We start from the raw sequence: 26,132 nt of genomic DNA on the forward strand, positions 1-26,132 counted from the left end.
TGACGTCGACGAGCCCGACGCTCGCCCTGTTGCCGAATCGCAGGCCAGAGCGCATTTGCGGATGTATCGGACTCTTCGAGAAGTCCACCCCACCCGAGCGGTCGGAGTAGTTGAATATCGGGCTACATTGCGGTCGGTTCGTGCTCGGGCAGGGCACCTCCTGGGCTCCAGAAACGCGGCCAGCACGACCGTGCGGCCAGACCTGCTGGGCGCACACCGCCGAGAGGACACTCCTTGCTCCCCGTCACCCGAGCGCGCGCCCGAAAGGGCACGACCGCCTCACGCCTCTCGCAAGGGATCGCCGCGCTGCTCGCCGCCGGCCTCACCGCCGGACTGGTCACCATCGCCGCGACCCCAGCCTCCGCGGCGGAGACCGTCACGACGTACTCGAGCAGTGGATTCACCATCGCAGCCGGCGCCGTGTCGTCCTCCCCCGCTGCGGTGAGCGTCACCGTGCCGGCAGGGACCGGTCGCCTGCTGGCGCTGAGGCTGTCCATCGTCAATCCGCCGGCGATCATCCCGGAACAGATGAACTACTACGTCATCTCTCCCTCCGGCACTGCACGTTTCGTCGGGTGCAACACCCAGCGGACGACGTTCGACGACACCTTTTCCTGCGCGGGGCTCCAGGGCTTCTACGGCACCGACCCCGGCGGCGTGTGGACCCTGTCCGCGACCGACAGCGCTCCGAGCGGACAGCCCACCTCGTGGGGTGGCTTCGCCCTGGAACTGACAACGGAGCTCTCCGCACCGGTGGTCACGAAGGACCCGTCCGACACCTCGGCCCGCGCCGGCACGCCCGCCACGTTCTCCGCGACCGCCTCGGGTTGGCCGACGCCGTCGGTGCAGTGGCAGGTCAAGGACGGTACAGAGTTTGTCGACATTCCCGGCGCCACGACCTCGAGCTACTCCTTCACGACGGCTATGGCCAACTCGGGCAGTCAGTACCGGGCCGTGTTCTCCAACTCACAGGGTCCCGACGCCTACTCCACCCACGCGACACTGACGGTGACTCCGCCCGTGCCGCTGATCACGAACCAGCCGCAGAGCACCACCGTCGACTCCGGCAGCCTGGCCACCTTCTACTCGACCGCCGACGGAACCCCGACCCCCACGGTCCAGTGGCAGCACGCCGCCCCGGGTGGCTCGTTCACCGACATCTCCGGCGCCACCAGCTCGTCGTACACGTTCACGGCCCAGGCTGCGCAGGACGGCTACCGCTACCAGGCCGTGTTCATCAACTCCCACGGCGACGTCACCTCGAACCCGGTGACGCTGACGGTCAGGCCCCGGGGGCCTGTGGTCACGTCCAACCCCGGCAACGTCACCGTCAACGAGGGTGGCCCCGCCACCTTCACCGCGGCCGCGACCGGCGACCCCGAAGCCACGGTCCAGTGGTACGTCAGCACCGACGCCGGGGTGACCTTCACCGACATCGCCGGTGCGACCTCGCCCACCTACACGATCGCGTCGACGGACCGCGCCCAGCACCTGTCCCAGTTCCTCGCCGTGTTCACCAACATCGCCGGGGACGCACCCACGACGCCCGCGACCCTGCAGGTCCAGTACGCGCCGGAGGTCCTCGAGCACCCGGTCGACGTCGTCGTCGACTCCGGCGGGACCGCGACCTTCAAGGCCGCCGCGGCCGGCACACCGACGCCCACCGTCCAGTGGCAGGTCAGCACGAACGACGGGATCACCTACAACGACATCGACGGCGCCACCGGACCGACCCTCGAGCTCACCGACGTCCGGTTCGCCGACTCGGGCACGTACTACCGGGCCGCGTTCACCAACGCGGTCGGCACCACCTACACCGGGCCCTACGGTGCCCGGCTCGGTGTGCGGGTGCTGCACCCCACCATCACCACAGACATCACCGACCAGCAGGTCGCGGCCGGCAGCACGGTGACGTTCACCGCCGCCGCCACCGGCGACCCCACCCCCACCCCCCAGTGGCAGGTCAGCACCGACGACGGCGCCACGTTCACCAACATCGCCGGGGCCACCTCCGACACCTACACCTTCACCGCCACCGCTGCGGACGACGGCTTCCAGTACCGCGCCCGCTACGGCAGCGACGCCGGCGGGTCGGTGGCGACCAGCCCCGCGACGCTGGCCGTCACCGTCGCCCCCGTGATCACCCTCTCCCCGGCCGACCAGAGCGCCCCCGAGGGCACCCGGGCCACGTTCACCTCCCGGGCCACCGGTCAGCCCACCCCGACCGTGCAGTGGCAGGTCAGCACCGACGGCGGCACGACCTTCACCGACATCGGCGGAGCCACCGACCCGACCCTGGAGGTCCTGGCCGACGACACCTCCGCGGGCAACCGCTACCAGGCGGTCCACACCAACTCCACCGGGCACGCCACCACGGACGCCGCGACCCTGACGGTGCTCCCGCTCGCCGACGTCGTCACCCAGCCCACCCCGCAGGCCGTGGGCGTCGGCGCGCGGGCAACCTTCCGGGCCCGGTCCGACGACCCCACCGCCATGATCCAGTGGCAGGTCAGCACGGACGGCGGACGGACCTTCACCGACCTGCCCGGCCAGGTCGGCGACGAGCTCACCTTCCTGACCACGAGCGACCAGAACGGCAACCTCTACCGGGCCCTGTTCACCACCACCGGGGGCATCACCGCCACCACGCCGGTCGCCCTGACACTTCCGGCCGTCGCGCCCATCGCGCCGGTCGCCCCGGGCACTCCCGCACCGGTCACCGCGGTGACCCCTGACACGGCCACGGCGACGGCTACGCCCGTCACGCCCAGCGCCCGGGGTGCCGCCCTCGCGGTGACCGGTGCGGACAGCGGGCCGCTGGCACTCGCGGCGGCACTGCTGCTCGCCGCCGGCATCACGGCCGTCACGATCCGACGCCGCAGGCACACGGCGTCCTGACGCGGAACAGAACGACGACGGCCGCCCGAACAGGGCGGCCGTCGTCGTTCGTGCAGCGTCGGACTCAGAAGTCCCAGTCGTCGTCCTCGGTGTTCACAGCCTTGCCGATGACGTACGACGAGCCCGACCCGGAGAAGAAGTCGTGGTTCTCGTCGGCGTTCGGGGACAGGGCCGACAGGATCGCCGGGTTGACGTCCGTCTCGTCGCGCGGGAACAGCGCCTCGTAGCCCAGGTTCATCAGGGCCTTGTTGGCGTTGTAGCGCAGGAACTTCTTGACGTCCTCGGTCAGACCGACGCCGTCGTAGAGGTCCTGGGTGTACTCCACCTCGTTGTCGTACAGCTCGAAGAGGAGCTCGAAGGTGTAGTCCTTCATCTCGGCCCGCTCGGCCAGCGACAGCTTCTCGAGGCCCTTCTGGTACTTGTAGCCGATGTAGTACCCGTGCACGGCCTCGTCGCGGATGATCAGGCGGATGAGGTCGGCCGTGTTGGTCAGCTTGGCGCGGCTGGACCAGTACATCGGCAGGTAGAAGCCCGAGTAGAACAGGAACGACTCCAGCAGCGTGCTGGCCACCTTGCGCTTGAGGGGCGAGTCGCCGCGGTAGTACTCCATGACGATCTCGGCCTTGCGCTGGAGGTTCGGGTTCTCCTCCGACCAGCGGAACGCCTCGTCGATCTCCTTGGTGGAGCACAGCGTCGAGAAGATCGAGCTGTACGACTTGGCGTGCACCGACTCCATGAACGCGATGTTCGTGTAGACGGCTTCCTCGTGCGGCGTGATCGCGTCCGGGATCAGCGAGACCGCGCCGACGGTGCCCTGGATCGTGTCCAGGAGCGTCAGGCCGGTGAAGACGCGCATCGTGAGCGTCTTCTCCTCCTCCGTCAGGGTCGCCCACGACTGGACGTCGTTCGACACCGGGACCTTCTCGGGCAGCCAGAAGTTGCCGACCAGACGGTCCCAGACGTCGGCGTCCTTGTCGTCGTCGAGCCGGTTCCAGTTGATCGCCGAGACGCGGCTGACGAGCTTGAGCTTCTCGCTCATCGGGCTACTTCCTTCGTGTCGTTCAGAGAGGAGGTCAGAGCATGCACGAGACGCAGCCCTCGACCTCGGTGCCCTCCAGCGCGAGCTGGCGCAGGCGGATGTAGTAGATCGTCTTGATGCCCTTGCGCCACGCGTAGATCTGCGCCTTGTTCAGGTCACGGGTGGTCGCCGTGTCCTTGAAGAAGAGCGTCAGCGACAGGCCCTGGTCGACGTGCTGCGTCGCCTCGGCGTACGTGTCGATGACCTTCTCGTAGCCGATCTCGTACGCGTCCTGGTAGTACTCCAGGTTGTCGTTGGTCATGAAGGGTGCCGGGTAGTAGACGCGCCCGATCTTGCCCTCCTTGCGGATCTCGATCTTCGACGCGATCGGGTGGATCGAGCTCGTCGAGTGGTTGATGTACGAGATCGAGCCGGTCGGCGGGACGGCCTGGAGGTTCTGGTTGTAGATGCCGTGCTCCCGCACGAGCTCCGCCAGCACCTTCCAGTCCTCCTGCGTGGGGATGTGCACGCCGGCGTCCGCGAACAGGGCGGCGACGCGCTCCGTCCGGGGCAGCCAGGCCTTCTCGATGTACTTCTCGAAGTACTCGCCGGTCGCGTACTTGGACTCCGCGAAGCCCTCGAACGCGCGGCCGCGCTCCTGGGCCAGCAGGTTCGAGGCCCGGATCGCGTGGTACGCCACCGTGTAGAAGTAGATGTTGGTGAAGTCGAGGCCCTCGTCGGACCCGTAGAAGATGCGCTCGCGCGCCAGGTAGCCGTGCAGGTTCATCTGGCCGAGGCCGATCGCGTGACCGCCCGCGTTCGCCTTCTTGATCGACGGCACCGACTCGATGTCCGTCTGGTCCGAGACACCGGTCAGGGCGCGGATGGCGACCTCGACCGACCGGCCGAGGTCCGGCGAGTCCATCGACAGGGCGATGTTCATCGACCCGAGGTTGCAGGAGATGTCGCGGCCGACGGTCTTGTACGAGAGGTCCTCGTTGTACTCCGAGGCCGTCGAGACCTGCAGGATCTCCGAGCACAGGTTCGAGTGCGTGATCTTGCCCTTGATGGGGTTGGCGCGGTTGACCGTGTCCTCGAACATCACGTACGGGTAGCCGGACTCGAACTGCAGCTCCGCGAGCGTCTGGAAGAACTCGCGGGCGCTGATCTTGGTCTTCTTGATCCGCGCGTCGTCGACCATCTCGTAGTACTTCTCGGTCACGTTGATGTCCGCGAACGGCATCCCGTACACGCGCTCGACGTCGTACGGCGAGAACAGGTACATCGGCTCGTTCTTCTTGGCCAGCTCGAACGTGATGTCCGGGATGACGACGCCCAGCGAGAGGGTCTTGATCCGGATCTTCTCGTCGGCGTTCTCGCGCTTGGTGTCGAGGAACCGGAAGATGTCCGGGTGGTGCGCGTGCAGGTACACGGCACCGGCGCCCTGACGGGCACCCAGCTGGTTGGCGTAGGAGAACGAGTCCTCGAGCAGCTTCATCACGGGGATGACGCCGGAGCTCTGGTTCTCGATGTGCTTGATGGGCGCGCCGTGCTCGCGGATGTTGCTGAGCAGCAGGGCCACGCCGCCGCCGCGCTTGGACAGCTGCAGGGCGGAGTTGATGCCGCGCGCGATCGACTCCATGTTGTCCTCGATGCGCAGCAGGAAGCAGGAGACCGGCTCACCGCGCTGCGCCTTGCCGAGGTTGAGGAACGTCGGGGTCGCCGGCTGGAAGCGGCCCGAGACGATCTCGTCGACCAGGGAGATCGCGAAGTCCTGGTTGCCCTCCGCCAGGGCGAGGGCGACCATGCACACGCGGTCCTCGAAGCGCTCGAGGTACCGCTTCCCGTCGAACGTCTTCAGCGTGTACGACGTGTAGTACTTGAACGCGCCGAGGAACGTCTGGAAGCGGAACTTCTTGGAGTACGCGTACTCGAACAGGGTCTTGATGAACGCGCGGTCGTACTGCGCGAGGACCTCGGGGTCGTAGTACTTGTTCTCGACGAGGTAGTCGAGCTTCTCGTTGAGGTCGTGGAAGAAGACCGTGTTCTGGTTGACGTGCTGCAGGAAGTACTGCCGTGCCGCCTCACGGTCCTTGTCGAACTGGATCTCTCCGTTCGGGCCGTACAGGTTGAGCATGGCGTTGAGGGAGTGGTAATCCAGTCCCGACGTCTCTACGCGGGTATCTGTGACTGTCGTTGCCAAAATCTTCCCAATCCCTCACGGACGCGGATGACGTCCTCTGTCGTTCCCATGAGCTCGAACCCGTACAGGTAGGGGACGTGGCACTTGGCCGCGATGATGTCCCCTGCGATGCAGTAGGCCTCGCCGAAGTTCGTGTTGCCGGCCGCGATGACGCCGCGGATCAGCGCACGGTTGTCCTCGTCGTTGAGGAACTTGATGACCTGCTTCGGTACTGCGCCACCTTCGTTCCCTCCGCCGTACGTCGGCACGATGAGCACGTACGGCTCGGGGGCGTGCAGGAACGGGTCCGTGGGCCGCACCGGGATGCGGTGGGCGCCCGGACCGAGCTTCTGCACGAACCGGTGGGTGTTGTCCGAGGTGGAGGAGAAGTAGACCAGGGAGCTCATCGGTCCTGTCCCTTCACGCTCGGGTCGCTCGGTGGAACCGGGCGGAGCGCCCGCCGAACCGGCGCGGCGTCGAGACCGGCGCCGGCCCGGGGCGTCCGCTCAGGCGACGGCCGTGGCCATACGGTCGGCCAGCGCCTTGATGCGGTCGGGGCGGTAGCCCGACCAGTGCTCGCCGTCGACGATCACGACGGGCGCCTGCAGGTGACCGAGCGACATGACGTAGTCGCGCGCGTCGGCGTCCTCGCTGATGTCCACCACCGTGTACTCGGCGGCGAGCTTGTCGAGTGCGCGGTAGGTCGCGGTGCACTGCACGCACGCCGGCTTGCTGTAGACCGTGATCGTCATGGTGGGCTCCCGGTTGTTCTGTCTGCGGCACACTCCCCGGGGAGCGTTCGCGAAGCTGTTCGTGTGCTGTTCGTGCGCTGGTGGGCCCGTCTCCGAGCCTGGACGCGGGGCCGAGAACCCGTCCTGCGATCTCTGCACTGCGTCGTTACTAGACACTACACCTAGGGGTCCCACAAGCAATGGACCACTAGGGGTTGTAGTGACAGGTGTGTCATTCTTCACCCTGTGGAGAACTTCAAGGCTATCGGCGACCACTGACACGGCCCCCGACCAGCGCCTATGCGCGGTCGTGCACAGGCGTCCACAGGGGGCCGTCCGGCGCCCACAGGGTGCTCCACACGGCAGTGCACACCCGGGCTGTCCGGTTCGTCGGGAATGCCTCGCACGACACGCCCGCGTCGCCGTGACGATGCACTCGAACGGATGACGGTCGGCCCTCAGGGCGTGGTCGGGGGCCGGCTCGCGAGCAGCCGGGCGATCGCCGCCTCCAGGGACGCCCGCGTCTGCGCCTCGAGCTGCACCTGTGCCGCCTGCCACGCCGGGTCCACGCCGGACATCCCCGCCACGCTGCGGGACTGCTTGGACAGGTTGGCCTTCCACGAGAGCCACTGGAAGTTCACGGGTGAGCGCGTGACGACGTACATGTACTCGGGCGGCAGCTGGAGAAAGCCCGGCATGTTGAGCTGCTCCGCGATCGGGACGATGTGGTCCGGCGACGCGGCGGACGCACCCTTCTTGTTGGCACCGAAGACGAGGTTCGGGTACGCCGGGTCCTGCCCACCGACGACCGGCCGGGGGCTGCCCTGCAGGACCGCGTTGCCCAGGTTCCCCGGGTTGTCGGCCCGCAGCGCGTCGTACAGGTCCCGCGGCGGCGAGTTCTTGGGCACCCGCCAGTTCTTGCCGACGACGGGCGGCGCCGGTGGGACGAAGCCGTTCGGGATCTTGTCCTTGGCGTTCTGCAGCGTGGCGAGCAGCCGCTCGGGGGGAGGGTTGACGTCGAGCGTCGAGTTCCCGGACGCGAGCGAGCTCATGGCGTCGACGCATGCCTGCGCGTTGGCCTGCGCGGAGGCCTGCTCGGCGGTGAGCTGGGCCGCCTCGGCGTTGTAGGCGGCCAGCGCCGCCGTCTGGTTCTGGTCGAAGACGTTGGGCTGCGCGTTGTGCACCACGATCCGCTGGCGCACGGCCTCGAACGCCGCGATGAGCGGGGCGCAGACGTCGGTCGGCGCCGCCGTCGTGGGCGCCGCCGGGGCGGCAAGCACCAGCACCGTCGCGAGCACGGTGGCGACCACCGAACGGACGCGCGCAACCATCGCCTGCCCCATGGTCGAGAAGTACCAGATTGTGGCGGTTCCCGTCGATCTGATACACCGGGACCGCCGTCCGAGGGGAGACGCACATGTCGCCACCACCCGACCCGCCACGCCGACGCCGCTGGCCGTGGGTGGTCGCCGCGGCCGCCGTCGTCCTGGTCGTCGCGGCCGCGGTGGTGCTGCCCGGCATCCTCCGCCGCGCGTTCGGCGACGAGGCGCAGATCCGTGCCGTGGTCGAGGACTTCGCGCGGGCCGTGGACCGCGAGGACCAGGCCGCCGTCATCGCGCTGCTGTGCGACGAGGAGGCCTCAGCGATCACCGAGGACGACGACTACGACCCGGCCAACGACGGCGGCGTCGCCGATCCCCCGTCGCCGCGACCGGTGCGGACGTCCGAGATCCGCGTCACCGGTGGCGTGGCCAGTGCGCGGGTGGCCCGATCCGGGCAGCCGACGATCACGCTCTGGTTCCGGCAGGAGGACGACCGCTGGACCGTGTGCGCGCCCGCCGAGCAGTGAGTGTCGGCCCCACCCTCCCGCCGGACCCGCCCACGACAAGGTCCGACCGCGTGCGGACGGCGGGGTCAGTTGCGGTTGGGCTTGAGGTCGGGCTTCCACAGGACGACCGCGCCGCGGTCCTCCGGGGTCCTGGGCCGACGGTTGCGCCCGGGCACGCGGTTGACCGCGACGACGTCGCCGCGGGGGTCGGCCGTGAAGATGCGGCGACCGGGGTCGACGAACGCCCGCAGGTACTCGACCTGCCGCCTCAGGCCCTCGACCTCACCCTCGAGCTCGAGGATCCGCTTGATGCCGGCGAGGTTCACACCCTCGTCCTGGGACAGCCGCTGCACCTCCCGCAGCGTGGCGATGTCGCGCAGCGAGTACCGCCGGCCGCGGCCGCTCGTCCGGCTCGGGCTGACCAGGCCCAGTCGGTCGTACTGCCGCAGGGTCTGCGGGTGCATGCCGGCCATCTCCGCGGCGACCGAGATGACGTAGACCTTCGCGTCCTCGGCAGGCATGGCTACTTCCTCGCCGCGGCGAGCAGGTCGGCCCGCACGTCCTGTCCGGAGGTGGCGATGCCGAAGGCCTGGACGGCCTCCCGCGCCGCGGCGTTGAGCCGCTGCGGGACGACCACCTGGACGGTGATCAGCAGGTCACCCTTGCTCCCGGGAACGCCCTTGCCCTTGACGCGCAGCACGCGACCCGACGGGGTGCCCTCCGGGACGCGCACGCGCACGGTCGACCCGTCGAGCGTGGGCACCTCGATGGTGGCGCCCAGCGCGGCCTCGTCGAAGGCCACGGGCACCGTGATGCGCAGGTTGTCGCCGTCCAGCGAGAAGACGGGGTGCGGCGACACGCGCACGGTGATGACGAGGTCGCCGGCGGGACCGCCGTTGGCACCCGGCCGCCCCTTGCCGCGCAGCCGGATCTTCTGACCGTCGCGCACGCCCGCCGGGATGCGGGCGTTGATCGTGCGGCCCTCGACGGTGAGCGAGACCGTCGACCCCTCGACCGCCTGCCGGAACGGCAGGGTCGCGCTGGTGGCCAGGTCGGCCCCCTGCTGCGGTCCCTGCGAGAACCCACCGGCGTTGCCGAAGAGCCCGCCGAGGATGTCCTCGAACCCGGCGGCTCCGCCGGGGGCGTTGGTGTACCGGACGCGTCCGCCACCCTGCTGACCGCCGAACATGCCGCCGAACACGTCCTCGAACCCGGCGCCGCCGCGTCCGCCCGCCGTGAACCGCGGGCCGCCCGCCATGGCGCGCAGCTGGTCGTACTGGCTGCGCTGCTCCGGGTCGGACAGCACCGCGTACGCCTCGCCGACGTCCTTGAACCGGGCCTCGGCCTTGGGGTCACCGGGGTTGTGGTCGGGGTGCTCCTTGCGGGCGAGCTTGCGGTACGCCTTCTTGATGGTCGCGGCGTCGGCATCCTTGGGGACGCCGAGGACCGAGTAGAAGTCCTTCTCGAGCCAGTCCTGTCCGGTCACGCCGCTCCTTCCTTCGTCTCGTTCTTCGTCGTCTTCGTCGTGCCTCGTGCTGGGGTGTCCGAGGATCCACGGGTCGGAACCCGTGGATCCTCGGACGGTACTGGGCTTCTTACGCCTCGGGGTCCACCACGGCGACGCGCGCCGCCCGCAGGATGCGCTCCGGGGTGCGGTACCCCGGCTGCAGCACCGTCTGCACGGTGGCCTCGGTCACGTCCGCGGAGTGCGAGTGCATGAGCGCCTCGTGCACCGCGGGGTCGAACGCCTCGCCGGCCTCGCCGTAGCGGACGACGCCGAACCGGGCGAGCGTGCCCTCGAGCTTCTCCGCGATCGCCGCGAACGGACCCGTGAGGTCACCGTGCTGGCGAGCCAGCTCGATGTCGTCCAGCACCGGGATGAGCGCCTCGACGATCGTGTGCACCCCCCGTTCGTGAGCGGCCAGGGACTCGGCCTTGGACCGCTTCACGAACCCGGAGTACTGCTGCTCGAGGTTGTAGTACGCCGCCTGCGACCGCTGCAGCTCCTCGAGCCGCTCGGCCGCGAGCTTCTCCGCGGCGACGAGACCCTCGAGGACGACCTCCTCCTCGGCCGAGGCCGCGATGGACTCGGCGTCGGCGAGCACCTGCTCCTCAGGCGTCCGCTCGTCGCCCGGCTCCTCGGATGGGGTTGTGGTCACTTGCGGACCTCACCCTCGTCGTCCACGATCTCGGCGTCGACGACGTCCTCGTCGGACGTGGCGTCCGCCGCGGGCGTCTCGTCGGCCGGCGTCGCGGTGCCCATGTTCTCGGCCGAGTACAGCGCCTCGCCGATCTTCTGGCTCGCCGCGAGCAGAGCCGAGTGCTTGGCCTTGACCTCGGCCACGTCGGAGCCCTCGAGCGCCGTCTTGAGCTCGGTCACCGCGGCCTGCACCTCGGTCTTGACCTCCTCGGGCAGCTTGTCCGCGTTGTCGACCAGCAGCTTCTCGGTCGAGTAGACCAGCTGCTCGGCCGTGTTGCGGGTCTCGGCCTCCTCGCGACGCGCCTTGTCCTCGGCAGCGTGCTCCTCGGCCTCGCGCACCATGCGCTCGATGTCCTCCTTGGGGAGGGCCGAGCCGCCGGTGATCGTCATCGACTGCTCCTTGTTGGTGCCGCGGTCCTTGGCGGACACGTGCACGATGCCGTTGGCGTCGATGTCGAACGTGACCTCGATCTGCGGCACACCACGCGGAGCCGGCGCGATGCCGGTCAGCTCGAACGTGCCGAGCGGCTTGTTGTCCCGCGCGAACTCGCGCTCGCCCTGGAACACCTGGATCAGCACGGACGGCTGGTTGTCCTCGGCCGTGGAGAAGATCTCCGACCGCTTGGTGGGGATGGCCGTGTTGCGCTCGATGAGCTTGGTCATCACGCCGCCCTTGGTCTCGATGCCGAGGCTCAGCGGGGTGACGTCGATGAGCAGGACGTCCTTGCGGTCGCCCTTCATGACACCGGCCTGCAGCGCGGCACCGACGGCGACGACCTCGTCCGGGTTGACACCCTTGTTGGGCTCCTTGCCGCCCGTGAGCTCCTTGACCACCTCGGTGACCGCGGGCATACGGGTCGAGCCGCCGACGAGGACCACGTGGTCGATCTCGGAGAGCTTGATGCCCGCGTCGCGGATGACCGACTGGAACGGCGCCTTGGTGCGGTCGAGCAGGTCCTGCGTCATCTGCTGGAACTGCGCGCGCGTGAGCTTGGTGTCCAGGTGGACCGGGCCGTTCTCGCTCATCGACAGGTACTGCAGCGAGATGTTGGTGCTCGTCGCGGACGAGAGCTCCTTCTTGGCCTGCTCGGCCGCCTCGCGCAGACGCTGCACGGCGATCTTGTCCTTGGCCAGGTCGACGCCCGTGGAGTTCTTCACCTCGGAGACGAGGAAGTCGACGATCCGGTTGTCCCAGTCGTCGCCACCCAGCCGGTTGTCACCGGAGGTCGCGCGGACCTCGATCGTCGAGAAGCCGTCGTCGTCCTTGCCCACCTCGAGCAGGGAGACGTCGAACGTGCCACCACCGAGGTCGAAGACGAGGATGAGCTCGTCCTCCTTGCCGCGCTCCAGGCCGTAGGCCAGGGCGGCCGCGGTGGGCTCGTTGATGATGCGCAGGACGTTCAGGCCCGCGATGGCGCCCGCGTCCTTGGTGGCCTGGCGCTCGGCGTCGTTGAAGTACGCCGGGACGGTGATGACGGCCTCGGTGACGGGCTCGCCCAGGTAGGCCTCCGCGTCCCGCTTCAGCTTGGACAGCACCCGCGCGCTGATCTCCTGCGCGGTGTACTTCTTGTCGTCGATCGTGACGGACCAGTCCGTGCCCATGTGGCGCTTGACGGACGTGATCGTGCGGTCGACGTTGGTGACCGCCTGGCGCTTGGCGATCTCGCCGACGAGGACCTCACCGGTCTTGGAGAACGCCACCACCGACGGCGTCGTGCGCGACCCCTCGGCGTTCGCGATGACGGTGGGCTCGCCACCCTCGAGGACGGCGACCACGGAGTTGGTCGTGCCGAGGTCGATGCCGACTGCTCGTGCCATGTGTGTTCCTTCTTTCGTGTCGTGCGTGGGTTCTAGGTCTCGGTCTTGAGTCCGGCTGGCTCAAGTCTGCGGCCGGAGCGTGGCCGGCGCAAACGCTTAGCAGTCGAACTTGAGTCTATTGGGCTCAACCCTGGGTCGGTTCGGTGCATTCCCGAGCGCGTCCAGCCTCTTACCGTTCGCATCTGTGGGATCTCATCTGAGTTGTCCAAATCTCACGTACTTGTCCACGGCGTGTCCGAATCTCACCGAGTTGTCCACGGAGGATGCTCATCTTCGTGGGACCGAGCGCGGCTCGAGCCGCGTACGTGACAGCTGAGGGGCGCGAGCTCGAAGCCGACCTCTCAGCAGTCGACATGTCCCTCGTGGCGCATGGGGTCCCCGTCCGCATCCCCCCGTCCTACGCAGGCCAGCGCCACTACCCTGGCCTGTTCTGGTCGACGACGAACCAAGCTCACGTCGTATACGAAAGTCTGCTTGAGTTGTCATGGCTCTGGCTCGCGGACTTCGATCCGTGCGTGGTGCGGCTGGCGGCCCAACCGATGAGGGTGACGGGCCTTGACGGGAGTCGCACCAGGGTGCGGTATCCGGACTTCGCAGCGCTTCACGCAGACGGTCGCGCGCTCGTCGTCGATGTGAAGCCAGTCGACATGCTCGAGGACGACGATGTCCGCGCATCGTTGGCGTGGACGGCGCGGGTGTTCGGCGACGCCGCTCTGGCGTACTCGGTGTGGTCGGGCGCGCCGCGGGAACAGTTGCGGAACGTGCGACTCCTGGCGTCGGCCCGCAGGCCGGGCTTGGTCGCCGACGGAGACATCGAGGCGGCTGTGCATCTCTGTTCGGAGGAGGGCACCCAGATCGGCCACCTGGAACGTCAGCTTGCTGCCGAGACCAGTGCACCTCCGCGCGCCGCGGTCTTCGCCGCGATGTGGCGTGGACAGCTTCGCTGCGACATGACCCGTCCGATCTCTGCACTCACCGAGGTGGTGCCGGTATGAGCCAGGCGGGGACGTTCGAGATCCGACCGGGTGGCCGCGTCTGGTGGAGTGGAGCGGTCTGGCAGGTCGAAGCAGTCAGCGCAAGGGATGTCGTCCTCCGTCGCGACCTCGAGGTTGTCCGTGTCGTGGCGGAGTCGCTCATCGACGGATCGCGCCATCTGAACAACGACGAGCATGCCCGGTCAGACCTTCCGGCGGTACTTGGGTCGGTCGCGCTCGATGCGCTTCCTGCGTCAGCTCGGCGCGTCGTTGAAGCGGAGGCTCGTGCGATCGCAGGCGTCGTCGATGGCGAGGGGAGTTTGGGCTCGCGAGTCGCTCGGGCCGCCGACGAGCTTGGTGTTGACGTTCGTACCGTGAGGCGCCGCGTCGCTGCCTATCAGCGCGCCGGCATCGACGGGTTGGTGGACGGGCGTTGGGCCGGAAAGCGGTCGGCCAACGTCGATCCGCGATGGGATGCCGTGCTCGTCGCCGTCCTGAGGAGTTACACCAATGCGTCGACGCCTTCCGTGTTGGCGGTGATCGACGAGACGAACCGGCAGGTCGTTTCCGTGCATGGATCCGACGTCGAACTGCCGTCTCGCGCGACGGCGTACAGGCGAGTCGATTCGCTGAGCAAGGGGCGGCACACGTTTAGGTCGGCGAAATCTCGTCGCTCTGTGGCGAAGCGGCCCAACGGGGTGCTCGGCCGGCTTCGTGCTGACCGCCCCGGCGAGTACGTCGTGCTCGACACGAACTCGCTCGACGTGTTCGCGATGGAGCCGGTGACGCGGCGATGGGTGCCGGTGCAGCTGACGGTTGCGATGGACCTCTTCTCTCGCTGCATCCTCGGGCTGCGCCTGACTCCGGTGTCGACGAAAGCCGTCGACGTGGCGAACGTGCTGTTCCAGTGCGTGCTGCCACAGAGTGACGGCCGAGAGCCATGGCCGTACCACGGGGTGCCATCGAACGTGCTCGTCGGCACCGAGGAGCCCGACGGTGTGCACCAGCAGCGGCGCGGAGGACTGCCAGCGATCATCCCGGACACCATCGTCACGGACCACGGCAAGCAGTACCTATCGGCGCACGTGATCGGCGCATGCGCTCGTCTGGGGATCTGCGTGCAGCCGGCGATCAAGGACAAGCCGACGGACAAACCAACTCTGGAGCGGTTCTTCGGCACGTTGCGCCTGTCCCTGTTGCAGCACCTGTCCGGCTACAAAGGACCCGACGTTTACTCGCGCGGCAAGGACGTCGAGGACGGAGCTTTCTACTACGTCGCGGAGTTGGAGCAGATCATCCGCGAGTGGGTTGCGACGGTCTACCACCACTCGCTGCACGACGGGCTGGCGGTCGCCGAGCTCCCGCGGGCTCGGTTCACGCCGGCGCAGATGTTCGAGGTCGGCCTGGCCCGTATGGGAGGCCTGGTGCTGCCCTCCGCACGCGACCTGGCGTTCGAGTTCCTTGATGTGAAGTGGCGGACCATTCAGCACTACGGGGTCGAGGTCAACGGCTTGCGCTACGACGGTGAAGCCCTCAACCCGTACCGCAATCTGCGGTCTGCGTACGGCGGTGCCTACGCGGGCAAGTGGCCTCTGCACGTGGACACGCACGACGTGCGGCACGTGTGGTTCCGAGATCCCGTCGATGACTCGTGGCACGAGCTGACATGGGAGCACGCACCTTCTCTCGACGCACCCTTCAGCCTCGACGCCGTCGACTACGCGAAGAAGGTTGCACTCCAGGGCATCCACGTCGACAACCCCTCGGCAGCCGTCTATGAGCTGCTCGCCTCGTGGCAGCGCGGTGAAGTGACGACGCGCCGCCACCAGAGCCTTGCCCGTCGCCTCGCGTCCCAGCCGGCGCAGGACGCCCAAGGCGATGCGCGGCAGGTCGCGGCACTGCCTGGAGTCATCGATCTGCTGGAACGTCGTGCGGCTCGTCAACAGCCGGCGGACGATCTGGACGTGTTCGAGCGGTATGCCCACCTCGAGTCGCTAGAGGTGTTCGACGAGTGACGAACCGATGGGCGGAGTGGCTGAGGCGCAACGGCACCACGCGGTTCGACATGGCTCGCAAGGCGGGTTGGGATGCGTTCGTGAACGCGGCTCCGCGCGAGCCTTTGGAGCGCCTGGATCGCCGCCAGATTGCGGCGCTCGACGAAGAGGAGCTGGAGGACTACAACGAGGCACGGATCGTGTGGAACGCGAACCTGCCTACGGTGCAAACACCGCAGCTGCTCGCCGCGTACGCCGTCTTCGAGCAGGTGCTGGCCTCGGGACGTCGTGACGGCGACCGGCAGCGCGGATCCGTGGTGGTGAGCGCCGACGCCGGTCGTGGCAAGTCAACGACCGCCCAGCAATTTGGGCGGGATCTGCATCGGCGCATCTGCCGGCGCGAGGGTGCGCTAACGGCGGAGGGTCATCAGAGATGGCCAGTCGCCTTCATCCCCCTCTCTGCCGGGATGACCCTCAAGGGATTGAACCAGAAGATCCTCGAGTTCTACGGGCACCCAGCCGCGGCGAGGTCATCGACATCGTCGCTGGGGTCGTTCGCGGTTGACTGCGTCCTGTCGTGCCAGACCCGATTGATCGTGCTCGATGAGCTGCACTTCATCGACTTCCGACACCGGCACGGGATCGAGGTGTCCAACCACCTGAAGTGGCTGGCCAACGAGATGCCGGTGACTTTCATGTACGTCGGGATCAATCTCGCCGAGAGGGGGTTCTTCGATGACGGGCTCGCTGGCGAGCAGGCGATCTATGCGCAGACCAGCAGGCGGGCAACGCGCTGCACTCTGTCTGCGTTCAGCCTCGACAGCGACGCGAGCCACGCGATGTGGATTAAGACGCTGCGGGCTCTCGAGGGCGGCATCGTGCTAGCCGAGGCCCGCCCGGGGATGCTCACTGACCACGCCCGGGAGATCTTTCGCCGCACTCAGGGCAACATCGGCTCGCTGACCAACCTCATCGACGGCGCCTGCCTCCTGGCGATTACCAAGGGCGCCGAGACTATTGACGCGGACATCCTGGCCGCGGTGGTTATGGACAATGCCGCGACTCGCAGCGCAGCACGCTGACCGCGCTACGCGCTCAGATGACCGTCCGCGACTGCGTGTCACGATGGCGGGATACGACGTCAATCAGTGGCCGATCGCGGTGCCTCCCTACGACAATGAACTGCCGCAGTCCTGGCTGTCGCGTGTCGGAGCTCGCTACGGAGTTCCGCCCTCGACGGTCGCGCGGCTCGCCAAGGACCCGTCCGTCAGATTGACGTCGTTGACCGCCGGGCAACTGGCCCCTTCAGTGGCGCTGCTTCTTCGAGTCCAGGCCCCTCCTGCATCACCTACCTACCGGGAGATGGAGGTCGACCGGTGGGCCGCCACCTACGGCCGAATGCGACGGAGTCGGCAGGGCGCGTCGTTCTGCCCACTCTGTCTAGGCGATCCTGACCCCTTCTGGCGCACGGAGTGGACCGAGCCCTTGCGCCTCGTGTGCCGACGTCACCGGGTTCTATTGGTCGACGTCTGCCCAACGTGCGGTAAGCGACCGTTCGGCCCGCACTCCTCGTGGTCGCAGCGGATCGCACCGGCGTGGATGTGCCCGTCGCGACGCGACGACGACGTCCGCATCCACCGGACTCGCCGCGAGTGGTGCAGAACGGACCTGCGGGCCGGCGGGACATCCGTGGTGAGCGACGCTCAGCTTGACGCGGCCGAGCACCTCGATCAGGCGCTGGAAGCTGCCGCTCGCGATCCGGGTGGCCCGACTGCGCTGTGGCAGTGGATGACGACGTCTACCGAGTACGCCCATGCGTTGTTGGAATTGATCGACGAACAGGTACCGGCGAACAGATGGGCGCATGCCAGTTCGCGTGAGCTCGTCACGGCCATCGATGTCGCGTCGCAGGTCATGACAGCCGCCTCCCCAGAGGCCGTCGAGGCCATCGCGGCGCGTCATGGTGTTCTTGATCCCGTCGGTACCCACACGCCGATTGCGCCCAAGGAACACGACTACCACCCGCGAAATGCCCTGCTCGTTTCGCTACGCCTCGCGTCCCTGGCACCGCACCTGTCGCTCGGGCAGCAGCTCATGTTCCGCACCGCCTCCGGATGCCCGCGACCTCCTGTGAGGACCGAGCGCCGCGATGGTCCCCGCCGCCTGACGGAGGGCACGTGGCCCGCCAGGGGATGGGTCCCGCCGGCGCTGTGGGCTGGCGAACTGACCGACCACGTCAGCGTCGACGACAGCTGCGGCCGGGCGGCACTGTCGCTGGCACTCTCCAAGGTCGGGTCGAGCGTCCCGTTGCGGGCGATCGCGCTCGATCTCGGGCTGCCGTCGTGGCTTGCCGACCGGATCGCGAAGACTCTGAGCAACCGCACGCGCAACGAGCTCGAACGACTGACTGCTGATCTTGAGCGGCTGTTCTCCCGCCTCGAGGCGGCTCCTCCCCCGATCGACTACTCGCATCGCGTTGCCGTCGGGCGCGATCTCGCGACGGTTCGGGCGGCGGCCGTCGAGGCTGCGAGCTTTCAAAGCATCGCGTTGGACGAGGCCGAAGAGGTTGCGGCCTCAGTCGCCTTATGGGTCGCCTACACCGGTTCGCACCCACGATTCTGCCCGATGTCCGTCAGCGACGGACTGCAGCCACCGTGGCCCTCCGGACTCGATCGGGCGGAGTTCCTCGACGACGGCTTCCAGCAACTTCCCCACGACCAAGGGGAGCCAATGGCGTGGTTGCCACCTTGAAGATCAGCCAGTAGCGCCCCCGTGGCCATCACCGGTCGACGGCGACGGCGGGCAATGTCGGGGTTCGGCGGACAAGATTCCGACGTCGCCTATGCGATGGAGCGGCTGATCTGGTCGACGAGCCCGTCACCCGAGCGAACCTTCGACGGCATCACGCACGTCAAGGGTGATGGCAACGGGAGCTGGTACTCGGAAAGTGGCGAAGTCGTGCGACGCGTCCTGGCCGGCGCCGCTCTCCACGGCATCACCAGTTCGCACCCGAGCTTCGCGGCGCTCTCGTACACGCTGGGCGACGGGAGCGCGGACTGGGACTTCGTGCTCGGTCGCTCACGCGACGACGTCCTCATCCCGAAGGCGCAACGATGATCCCGAGGCCGATCAGGCGGCCGTCACCGTCCACGAAGGCGACATCGAGGCCGTCGGGGGCCTCCAGGAAGTCTGCTACCCGCACGAACTGTCGAAGCACGCCAAGCGGCAGAGGGCCGGGCAGGTGAATAGCAACTTCGAGGTCTGCCGTCTCTGCTTCATCCGCCATTGCCACACGCCCGCCTTCCATGCCCTGCTAGCGGGGCAGACATTCGTGCCCTACTCGTATGACATCACAGACGTGCCGGTGGATCCCCTGACTGTCGAACCTGAACGGCGCGAAGCCTGGGCTCGCAGCCGGCGGCAGGTCGGCTCAAACGTCCGCCGGCTCAGGCTCGCCGCGGGTCTGACACAGGAGGCCCTCGCGCTCGAAAGCGGATTGAGCCGCAACATCTTGATCGAGCTCGAGCACGGTCGACGCGGCGTCCTGTTCGAGCGGCTGTTCGACGTTGCCGAAGCCCTGGGGACCGGCGTCGACGAACTGATCATCGGCCTCCCTCGCGCCGGTGCCGCAGATTAGGGCACACGAACCGGGACGGCCGCCAACTCGGGGCCTGACTACGCAGCCGACACGAGCGGGTTATCGCGCACGTGGCGGGTGAGTGTGTCCGAGGTGTCCGCCCGTCGCTCGGCCGAGATGGTCGTGACGTGCACCTCGCGGTGCAGTCGCTGTTCGACGCCGCCGTTCGTCGTCGAGGGCGCGCCCATCGAGAGACCCCACCAGCAGGTCGATCTCTTGCTCGGCGACGGAACGGGCGGGCGGGCGGCACGTCACGAACGGGACGACGTCGCGGCGGTAGCCTCGCCATGGGTCAGCGGCGATCGCTACCGGTTCGTGTAAGCCATCCAGGGCATGCCAGAGGGACGAGGGCGTACCAAGTGAGCAAGCTCAGCGGTTTCGTGTGGTCGATCGCGGACCAGTTGCGCGGTCCGTATCAACAGCACGAGTACGGGTCGGTGATACTGCCGATGACGATTCTTCGGCGGCTCGACGCGATCCTCGAACCGCACCGTGAACAGGTCGCCGAGTTGATCGCGGGCGTTGACTCGGAGATGCGCCAGGCCTCGTTGGTGCGCCAGGCCACCGGGCTGCGGTTCTACAACACCTCGAAGTTCACGCTGACGACGTTGCTCAAGGACCCCGACGGCCTTCAGGCCAATCTCACCGAGTACGTCAACTCCTTCTCCTCGGCGATCGACGTGTTCGACCGCTTCAAGTTCGACGAGGTCATCGCCAAGCTCGCCGAGAAGGACCGCCTCTTCCTCGTGGTGGAGCGGTTCGTCAAGGTCGACCTGCACCCAGATGTCATCTCTAACTCCGACATGGGCGACCTGTTCGAGGACCTGATCCGCCGTTTCGCTGAGGCTTCCAACGCCACGGCCGGCGATCACTTCACACCTCGCGATGCGGTACGCCTCGTCGTGGACCTGATGTTCGCCGAAGACAACGATGCCCTGCTCGAGAAGGGTGCTGTGCGAACGGTCTACGACCCGACGGCCGGCACCGGCGGCATGCTCTCGCTCGCCGAGGAGCACCTGCGGGCCCAGAACCCCGAAGCCCGCCTGACCCTCTACGGGCAGGAGATCAACGACCAGTCGTACGCGATCTGCAAGTCGGATCTGCTCGCCAAGGGCCAGAACCCCGAGAACATCAAGATGGGTGACACCCTCGCGGACGACCAGTTCCCCGGCCAGACCTTCGACTACTGCCTAGCCAATCCTCCCTACGGCGTGGACTGGAAGGCATCCGAGAAGGCCGTTCGCGACGAGCACAAGCGCGGCTTCGCCGGTCGATTCGGCCCCGGGCTTCCCGGTGTCGGCGACGGCCAGATGCTCTTCCTGATGCACCTCGCATCCAAGATGCGCCCCGCGTCCCAGGGCGGCGGCCGCGTCGGCGTAGTGATGAACGGGTCGCCGCTGTTCAACGGAGGTGCGGAATCGGGGCAGTCCGAGATCCGGCGCTGGCTGCTCGAGAACGACCTGGTCGAGGCGATCGTCGCCCTGCCGACTGACATGTTCTACAACACAGGAATCTCCACGTACGTCTGGGTGCTCGATAACACCAAGGCACCCGAGCGCTCCGGCAAGGTCCAGCTCATCGACGGGTCCAAGCGGTCCACCAAGATGCGCAAGTCCCTGGGCTCCAAACGGGTCGAGATCAGCGACGACGACCGCGCCGCGATCTTGGCCGACTACGCCGCGTTCGAGCCGAGAGCGACCTCGAAGATCTTCGACACTCAGGACTTCGGCTACTGGAGCATCACGGTTGAACGCCCGCTGCGCCTGAACTTCGCCTGCACGTCTGAGCGCGTCGAGCGGGTAAGCAACGACCCGAAGCTCAAGGGCACCGACCGCCATCGTCTCGCTGAGGTCCTCGCCACGTTCGGCGAGCTTGTCTACCGAAACCGTGACGCCTTCATGCACGACCTGGGCAAGCACCTCGGCTCGAACGGCATCGGGCTGACCACTGCCCAGCGACGGTCCCTGTGGCTCGCCCTCGGGGAACGTGACGAGACCGCCGACGAGGTCCGCGACGTCAAGGGCGACCCGGAACCGGATTCGAAGCTCCGCGACACAGAAAACATCCCGTTCGGGTGGAACAGCACGCCCAAGACCGCCGCCGCTGAGGGCGCCACCAGCGCGGTCATCGAGGCGTACATGGCTGCCGAGGTCCTGCCCCACGTCCCCGACGCCTGGGTTGATCAGACCAAGACGAGGGTCGGGTACGAGGTCCCGTTCACCCGGCACTTCTACACGTACATGCCGCCGCGGCCGCTTTCGGAGATCGACGCCGACCTCAACAAGATCGTCGCCCAGATCCTAAACCTGCTCTCGGAGGTCGAGGCGTGAGGCGGCCCTACGCAAGTTACCGGGATGAGGAAGTTCTGTGGCTCAAGCAGGTCCCAGCGCATTGGCGAGTGGCGCCCCTTTTCGCCGTGATTGACGAGCGCCTCGCACCCAACTTGGGCATGAAAGAGTCCAACCTACTTTCACTGAGCTACGGGCGTATAATCAGGAAAGATATTGAGTCCGCGGAAGGACTCCTCCCGGAGTCGTTCGAGACTTACCAAGTTGTGGACCCTGGAGACATAGTATTTCGGTTCACCGACCTACAGAACGATCAGCGGAGCCTCCGAACGGCACTCGTGAACGAGCGCGGCATCATCACCTCGGCTTACCTCGCAGTCACTCCTCGAGACATTAGTTCTCGGTACCTTGCATACTTGATGCGAGCGTACGACTCGAACAAGGTCTTCTACGGCATGGGAGCTGGGGTCAGACAGTCTCTTCGGTTCGCTGACGTCAAGCGCATGCCAGTGTTCGTTCCGCCGCCCGACGAGCAGCGAGCAATTACAGACTTCCTCGACGAGCAAACGTCGCGAATCGACGCGCTGATCGCAAAGCAGACCCAACTCATCACCACCCTCCGCGAACGGCGCACCGCCGCTGTCATGACGGTCCTGGCGAGTGGCTTGAGAGGGGGCGAGGCTCGACCCGACGGGCGTATCAGTTGGCTCACCTCCGTACCCGTCAGCTGGACAGTGTCACGCCTGTCCTGGGTCTTCGGTCAGATTGGCAGCGGGACGACGCCAGCCAACGAGGACCAACTCGACGCTGAAGCGGGAGACGTCGCTTGGGTTACGACCAGCGAGCTGCGAGAGGCGACGATCACAGCAACGCGTAGGACGGTTTCGCTACAAACGGTCGCGAATCTCAGCGCGCTTCAGGTCTACCCGCAAGGCTCCCTGCTCATCGCAATGTATGGAGCGACCGTGGGTAGAATCGGAACCCTTGGGATCCCGGCAGCAACGAACCAAGCATGTTGCGCGCTCGCGAAATGCACGAGCGGCTCTGCCCGTTTCTTTTATTTTGTCCTGCTTGCCGCTCGCGAACACCTAATCGCTCGAGCGGTTGGTGCTGGCCAGCCGAATATCAATCAGGATACCATTCGTTCACTTCGCGTCCCGGTGCCGCCGCATCATGAGCAGTTCGAGATCGCAGCACATTTGGACCAGTTGACCGCGCGAATTGACAGGCTGATCGACGAGACTGAGCAGCATATCGCGCTCGCCACAGAGCGCCGCGCGGCGCTGATCGCGGCGGCAGTTGCGGGCCAATTTAACGTGCGGCTACGCGAGGGTGTGGCCGAGGAAGTGGCGTGATGGCGGACTACAAGGAGCAGCCGTTCGAGTCGGAGCTTTGTGCGCACCTCGCGGCGCACGGATGGGCGTACTCATCCTCGGACCACGAGCCTGGCGCGATATACGACCGGGAACGAGCGATCATTCCGGAGGACGTGTTCGGCTGGTTGGCGGACACGCAGCCAGAGGAGTTCGCGAAGGCGGTCAAGGCAGGGACGGCGCACGAGTCGAGCGCACGCAGAGGTTTGCTGGACCGGTTGTGCAAGGTGCTGGACACCCCGGTGGACCAGGGTGGCGGGACGTTGAACGTGCTGCGGCGCGGGTTCAAGCACGTGTCGTCGTCGCTGCGGATGTGCCAGTTCCGGCCGGCAACCGGCCTGAACGCGACCACGCTGGCGGACTACGCGAAGGTCCGCGTACGCGTGATGCGGCAGGTGCACTTCTCGACCAAGGACAACCGGTCGCTCGACCTGGTGCTGTTCGTCAACGGGTTGCCGGTAGCGACGCTGGAACTGAAGACGGACTTCACGCAGTCCGTCGCCGAGGCGATCGAGCAGTACAAGAAGGCACGCCAGCCCAAGGACCCCGGCGGGCACGTGCAGCCGCTGCTCGGGTTCGGAAACCGGGCGCTGGTGCACTTCGCGGTGTCCAACGAGGAGGCGTGGATGACCACGCACCTGGATGGGGACAAGACGTACTTCTTGCCGTTCAACGCCGGCGACGGGCACGGTGGCAAGGGCAACGCGCCCAACCCGCACGGGTCGGCGACCTCCTACCTGTGGGAGAAGGTGCTCGACCGGGACAACTGGCTGATGATCCTGGGAAAGTTCTGCCACGTGGAGACCAAGCAGACCCGCGACCCGATCAGCGGTGCGGTCTCTAAGTCCACGACGCTGCTGTTCCCGCGCTACCACCAGTGGGAGGCCGTCACGGCGATGGTGTCCCACGCGCGCGAGCACGGAGCCGGGCAAAGCTACCTGATCCAGCACTCGGCTGGCTCGGGCAAGACGAACTCGATCGCGTGGACCGCGCACCGCCTGGCCCGGCTCTTCGACGAGAACGACCACAAGGTCTTCGACACGGTCATCGTCGTCACCGACCGCACGGTCCTCGACGACCAGCTCCAGGTCGCCGTACGGCAGATCGACTCGGCCGACACCGGCTCGGCAAGCGGCGAGGGCATCATCGCGACGGTCGACGAGACCGAGGCCCGCAAGGCCGGGTCGAAGTCGTCGGCGCTGGCCGACGCCCTGACCGGCGGAAAGCTCATCGTCGTCGTGACCCTGCAGACGTTCCCGTTCGCGATGGACGCCATCGCGCAGAACAAGGGTCTGGCCGGTAAGCGGTTTGCCGTGATTGCCGACGAGGCGCACTCGTCGCAGTCGGGCACGACGGCTGGCAAGATCCGCGAGATCCTGTCGGACGCCGAGCTGGCCGACCTCGACGACGGCGGCGAGGTCTCGGCTGAGGACCAGCTCGCCGCGTTGATGACCGCCCGCGCGACGACGCCGAACGTGTCGTTCTTTGCATTCACCGCGACCCCGAAGGCCAAGACGCTGGAGCTCTTCGGCACCCCGGACGCCGACAGGATCCCGCACCCGTTCCACACGTACACGATGAAGCAGGCCATCGAGGAGGAGTTCATCCTCGACGTGCTGCGCGGCTACCAGACCTACGACACCGCGTTCCAGATCGCGCGCACAGCGGTGGACAGCGGGCTCGCCGAGGAAGCCGAGCTCGAGCCTTCGGTCCCCGAGGAGGCCGTCAAGGACCTGCTCGTCGACAAGTCCGCGGCGACCAAGGGCCTGATGCGCTGGGTCAAGCTCCACCCGACGAACATCAGCCAGAAGTGCGCGATCATCGTCGAGCACTTCCGGGAGAACGTGGCCCACCTGCTTGATGGGCACGCCAAGGCGATGGTGGTCACCGACTCGCGCAAAGCGGCCGTCCGGTACAAGACGCAGATCGACGCGTACATCGCCAAGCGCGGCTACACGGGCATCGGGACGCTGGTCGCGTTCTCTGGGTCGGTGGACGACCCTGAGACCGGTCCCGAGCCGTTCACCGAGACCTCGATGAACCCGACCAAGATCGGCTCCCAGATCGCCACCGCCTTCGCCGGCCCCGAGTACAAGGTCATGCTCGTCGCCAACAAGTTCCAGACCGGGTTCGACCAGCCCCTGCTGTGCGCGATGTACGTCGACAAGCGCCTGTCCGGCGTGCTGGCAGTGCAGACCCTGTCACGCCTCAACCGGACCTACCGGGCGCCATCCGGTGAGCGTAAGGACGTCACGTTCGTCCTGGACTTCGTCAACGACCCCGAAGAGATCCGCAAGTCCTTCGAGCCGTACTACACCGACGCCCGCCTCGAGACGACGACCGACCCGAACGTCGTCCACGACATCTCCGCCAAGCTCGATCAGGCCGCCGTGTTCACCGAAGCCCAGGTCGACGCCTGCGCGACAGCCTGGCTCAACCGCGCTGGCAACAATGCCCTCGCGGCGATCATCAAGCCGCCCCGTGACGAGTTCGCCAAGCGGTACACCGACGCCCTCAAGCGCGACGACACCAGCGAGATCGATGCTCTCGACCAGTTCCGCAAGGACGTCGGCACCTTCGTGCGGCTCTACGACTTCATGAGCCAGGTCGTCGACTACGCCGACGCCCAGCTGGAGAAGCGCGCCATCTTCCTGCGTCTGCTCGAGCGGTACATCCGCCCGACTACCGTGACCGCCGACATCGACCTGACCGACGTCGTGCTTACGAAGATCAAGCACACCAAGGGCGACCAGCTCGACATCAGCCTCGGCGACGGCACCGGCCTGCGCGGCGTCGTCGCCGCCGGCTCCGGCACCACCCCCGACCCCGTGCTCGTCGCGTTCCAGGCCGTCATCGACCGACTCAACGACCTGTTCGGTGCCGAGTTCTCCCGCGCTCAGGTCGAGGGCTTCGTCGACACCCTCGGCGCCGTCTTGCTCGAGGACGAGGACCTCGTCGGCCAGGCACGCGCCAACTCCCGCGCCCAGTTCCTCGAGTCACCCGACCTCGGCGACGCCGTCGTCGACGCCGTGTTCGCCAACCAGCACTCCCACAACGCGATCGCCGACTACATCGCCTCCGGCCACGCCGACGCCCACAAGGTCATCGTCGAGGTCGGCGCCATGATCCACGCTGCCGTCGCCGCACAGCTGAACGCGCCGGCCAGCTAGATCCCGACCCGCTACCCGCCC

General features: G+C 67.2%; 20 protein-coding genes and 1 pseudogene. 12 read left to right on the forward strand and 9 right to left on the reverse strand.

Annotated features, from left to right (window positions below; genetic code table 11):
• The first annotated feature begins 234 nt into the window (after positions 1-234).
• Positions 235-2,898 (forward strand): immunoglobulin domain-containing protein, encoded by a 2,664-nt coding sequence (locus KG102_RS16055; RefSeq protein ID WP_213363003.1) that lies wholly within the window; start codon positions 235-237, stop codon positions 2,896-2,898.
• Between the two features lie 64 nt (positions 2,899-2,962).
• Here the strand turns inward: KG102_RS16055 and nrdF are convergent, their stop codons facing one another.
• The 5 genes from nrdF to KG102_RS16080 form a co-directional block, all read right to left on the reverse strand.
• Entirely contained in the window at positions 2,963-3,937 is a 975-nt protein-coding gene (nrdF, locus tag KG102_RS16060) for a class 1b ribonucleoside-diphosphate reductase subunit beta (protein ID WP_208212948.1), read from the reverse strand.
• 34 nt (positions 3,938-3,971) lie between these two features.
• Positions 3,972-6,119 carry a class 1b ribonucleoside-diphosphate reductase subunit alpha gene (gene nrdE / locus KG102_RS16065; protein ID WP_208288109.1) on the reverse strand — a complete coding sequence of 716 codons (2,148 nt, stop codon included), beginning with the start codon at positions 6,117-6,119 and terminating at the stop codon, positions 3,972-3,974.
• A complete protein-coding gene (gene nrdI, locus KG102_RS16070) occupies positions 6,089-6,505 on the reverse strand; it encodes a class Ib ribonucleoside-diphosphate reductase assembly flavoprotein NrdI (RefSeq protein ID WP_208212950.1) in 417 nt (138 codons plus the stop codon). Before nrdI ends, nrdE begins: the two co-directional genes overlap by 31 nt.
• Positions 6,506-6,604: 99 nt before the next feature.
• Complete coding sequence (gene nrdH, locus KG102_RS16075) at positions 6,605-6,850, reverse strand: glutaredoxin-like protein NrdH (protein ID WP_208212951.1); 246 nt, start codon at positions 6,848-6,850, stop codon at positions 6,605-6,607.
• 437 nt (positions 6,851-7,287) lie between these two features.
• The gene (locus KG102_RS16080) at positions 7,288-8,160 is read right to left on the reverse strand and encodes a hypothetical protein (RefSeq protein ID WP_208288108.1); all 873 of its coding nucleotides are present in this window, start codon (positions 8,158-8,160) and stop codon (positions 7,288-7,290) included.
• 86 nt (positions 8,161-8,246) lie between these two features.
• On the opposite strand from KG102_RS16080, the gene KG102_RS16085 reads away from it, so the two are divergent.
• Positions 8,247-8,678, forward strand: coding sequence for an Rv0361 family membrane protein (locus KG102_RS16085; protein ID WP_208288107.1), 432 nt, complete (start codon positions 8,247-8,249; stop codon positions 8,676-8,678).
• A 65-nt stretch (positions 8,679-8,743) separates the two neighbouring features.
• Here KG102_RS16085 and KG102_RS16090 read toward each other — a convergent pair whose 3' ends face one another.
• The 4 genes from KG102_RS16090 to dnaK all read right to left on the reverse strand — a co-directional run bounded on the left by KG102_RS16090 (position 8,744) and on the right by dnaK (position 12,675).
• Complete coding sequence (locus KG102_RS16090) at positions 8,744-9,178, reverse strand: heat shock protein transcriptional repressor HspR (RefSeq protein WP_208288106.1); 435 nt, start codon at positions 9,176-9,178, stop codon at positions 8,744-8,746.
• A gap of 2 nt (positions 9,179-9,180) precedes the next feature.
• Complete coding sequence (locus KG102_RS16095; RefSeq protein ID WP_208212955.1) at positions 9,181-10,143, reverse strand: DnaJ C-terminal domain-containing protein; 963 nt, start codon at positions 10,141-10,143, stop codon at positions 9,181-9,183.
• A 109-nt stretch (positions 10,144-10,252) separates the two neighbouring features.
• Complete coding sequence (gene grpE / locus KG102_RS16100; protein WP_208212956.1) at positions 10,253-10,816, reverse strand: nucleotide exchange factor GrpE; 564 nt, start codon at positions 10,814-10,816, stop codon at positions 10,253-10,255.
• A complete protein-coding gene (gene dnaK, locus KG102_RS16105; RefSeq protein WP_208212957.1) occupies positions 10,813-12,675 on the reverse strand; it encodes a molecular chaperone DnaK in 1,863 nt (620 codons plus the stop codon). The genes grpE and dnaK overlap by 4 nt, the downstream gene beginning before the upstream one ends.
• Before the next feature lie 353 nt (positions 12,676-13,028).
• Here dnaK and KG102_RS16110 point away from each other — a divergent pair, with 353 nt between their 5' ends.
• From KG102_RS16110 to KG102_RS16150, 10 genes and pseudogenes are all read left to right on the forward strand, one after another.
• Entirely contained in the window at positions 13,029-13,670 is a 642-nt protein-coding gene (locus tag KG102_RS16110) for a TnsA-like heteromeric transposase endonuclease subunit (protein ID WP_213363005.1), read from the forward strand.
• Positions 13,667-15,664 (forward strand): helix-turn-helix domain-containing protein, encoded by a 1,998-nt coding sequence (locus KG102_RS16115; protein ID WP_208288104.1) that lies wholly within the window; start codon positions 13,667-13,669, stop codon positions 15,662-15,664. Before KG102_RS16110 ends, KG102_RS16115 begins: the two co-directional genes overlap by 4 nt.
• Positions 15,661-16,725 (forward strand): ATP-binding protein, encoded by a 1,065-nt coding sequence (locus KG102_RS16120; protein WP_208288103.1) that lies wholly within the window; start codon positions 15,661-15,663, stop codon positions 16,723-16,725. The genes KG102_RS16115 and KG102_RS16120 overlap by 4 nt, the downstream gene beginning before the upstream one ends.
• A gap of 43 nt (positions 16,726-16,768) precedes the next feature.
• Positions 16,769-17,152: pseudogene (locus tag KG102_RS19055) on the forward strand (TniQ family protein); the annotation flags it as partial.
• 183 nt (positions 17,153-17,335) lie between these two features.
• Complete coding sequence (locus KG102_RS16125) at positions 17,336-18,394, forward strand: hypothetical protein (protein ID WP_243883880.1); 1,059 nt, start codon at positions 17,336-17,338, stop codon at positions 18,392-18,394.
• Between the two features lie 21 nt (positions 18,395-18,415).
• Positions 18,416-18,760, forward strand: a complete 345-nt coding sequence (locus tag KG102_RS16130) for a hypothetical protein (protein WP_208288101.1) — start codon at positions 18,416-18,418, stop codon at positions 18,758-18,760.
• Between the two features lie 124 nt (positions 18,761-18,884).
• Positions 18,885-19,280, forward strand: a complete 396-nt coding sequence (locus KG102_RS16135) for a helix-turn-helix domain-containing protein (RefSeq protein ID WP_208288100.1) — start codon at positions 18,885-18,887, stop codon at positions 19,278-19,280.
• Positions 19,281-19,639: 359 nt separating this feature from the next.
• A complete protein-coding gene (locus KG102_RS16140; RefSeq protein WP_208288099.1) occupies positions 19,640-21,610 on the forward strand; it encodes a type I restriction-modification system subunit M in 1,971 nt (656 codons plus the stop codon).
• Between the two features lie 461 nt (positions 21,611-22,071).
• On the forward strand, positions 22,072-22,923 hold the full coding sequence (locus tag KG102_RS16145) for a restriction endonuclease subunit S (protein WP_208288098.1): 852 nt from the start codon (positions 22,072-22,074) through the stop codon (positions 22,921-22,923).
• A complete protein-coding gene (locus KG102_RS16150) occupies positions 22,923-26,111 on the forward strand; it encodes a type I restriction endonuclease subunit R (protein WP_208288097.1) in 3,189 nt (1,062 codons plus the stop codon). The genes KG102_RS16145 and KG102_RS16150 overlap by 1 nt, the downstream gene beginning before the upstream one ends.
• The last annotated feature ends 21 nt before the right edge of the window (positions 26,112-26,132 follow it).

It is taken from the genome of Cellulomonas fengjieae, from assembly GCF_018388465.1.
Classification (GTDB): domain Bacteria; phylum Actinomycetota; class Actinomycetes; order Actinomycetales; family Cellulomonadaceae; genus Cellulomonas; species Cellulomonas fengjieae.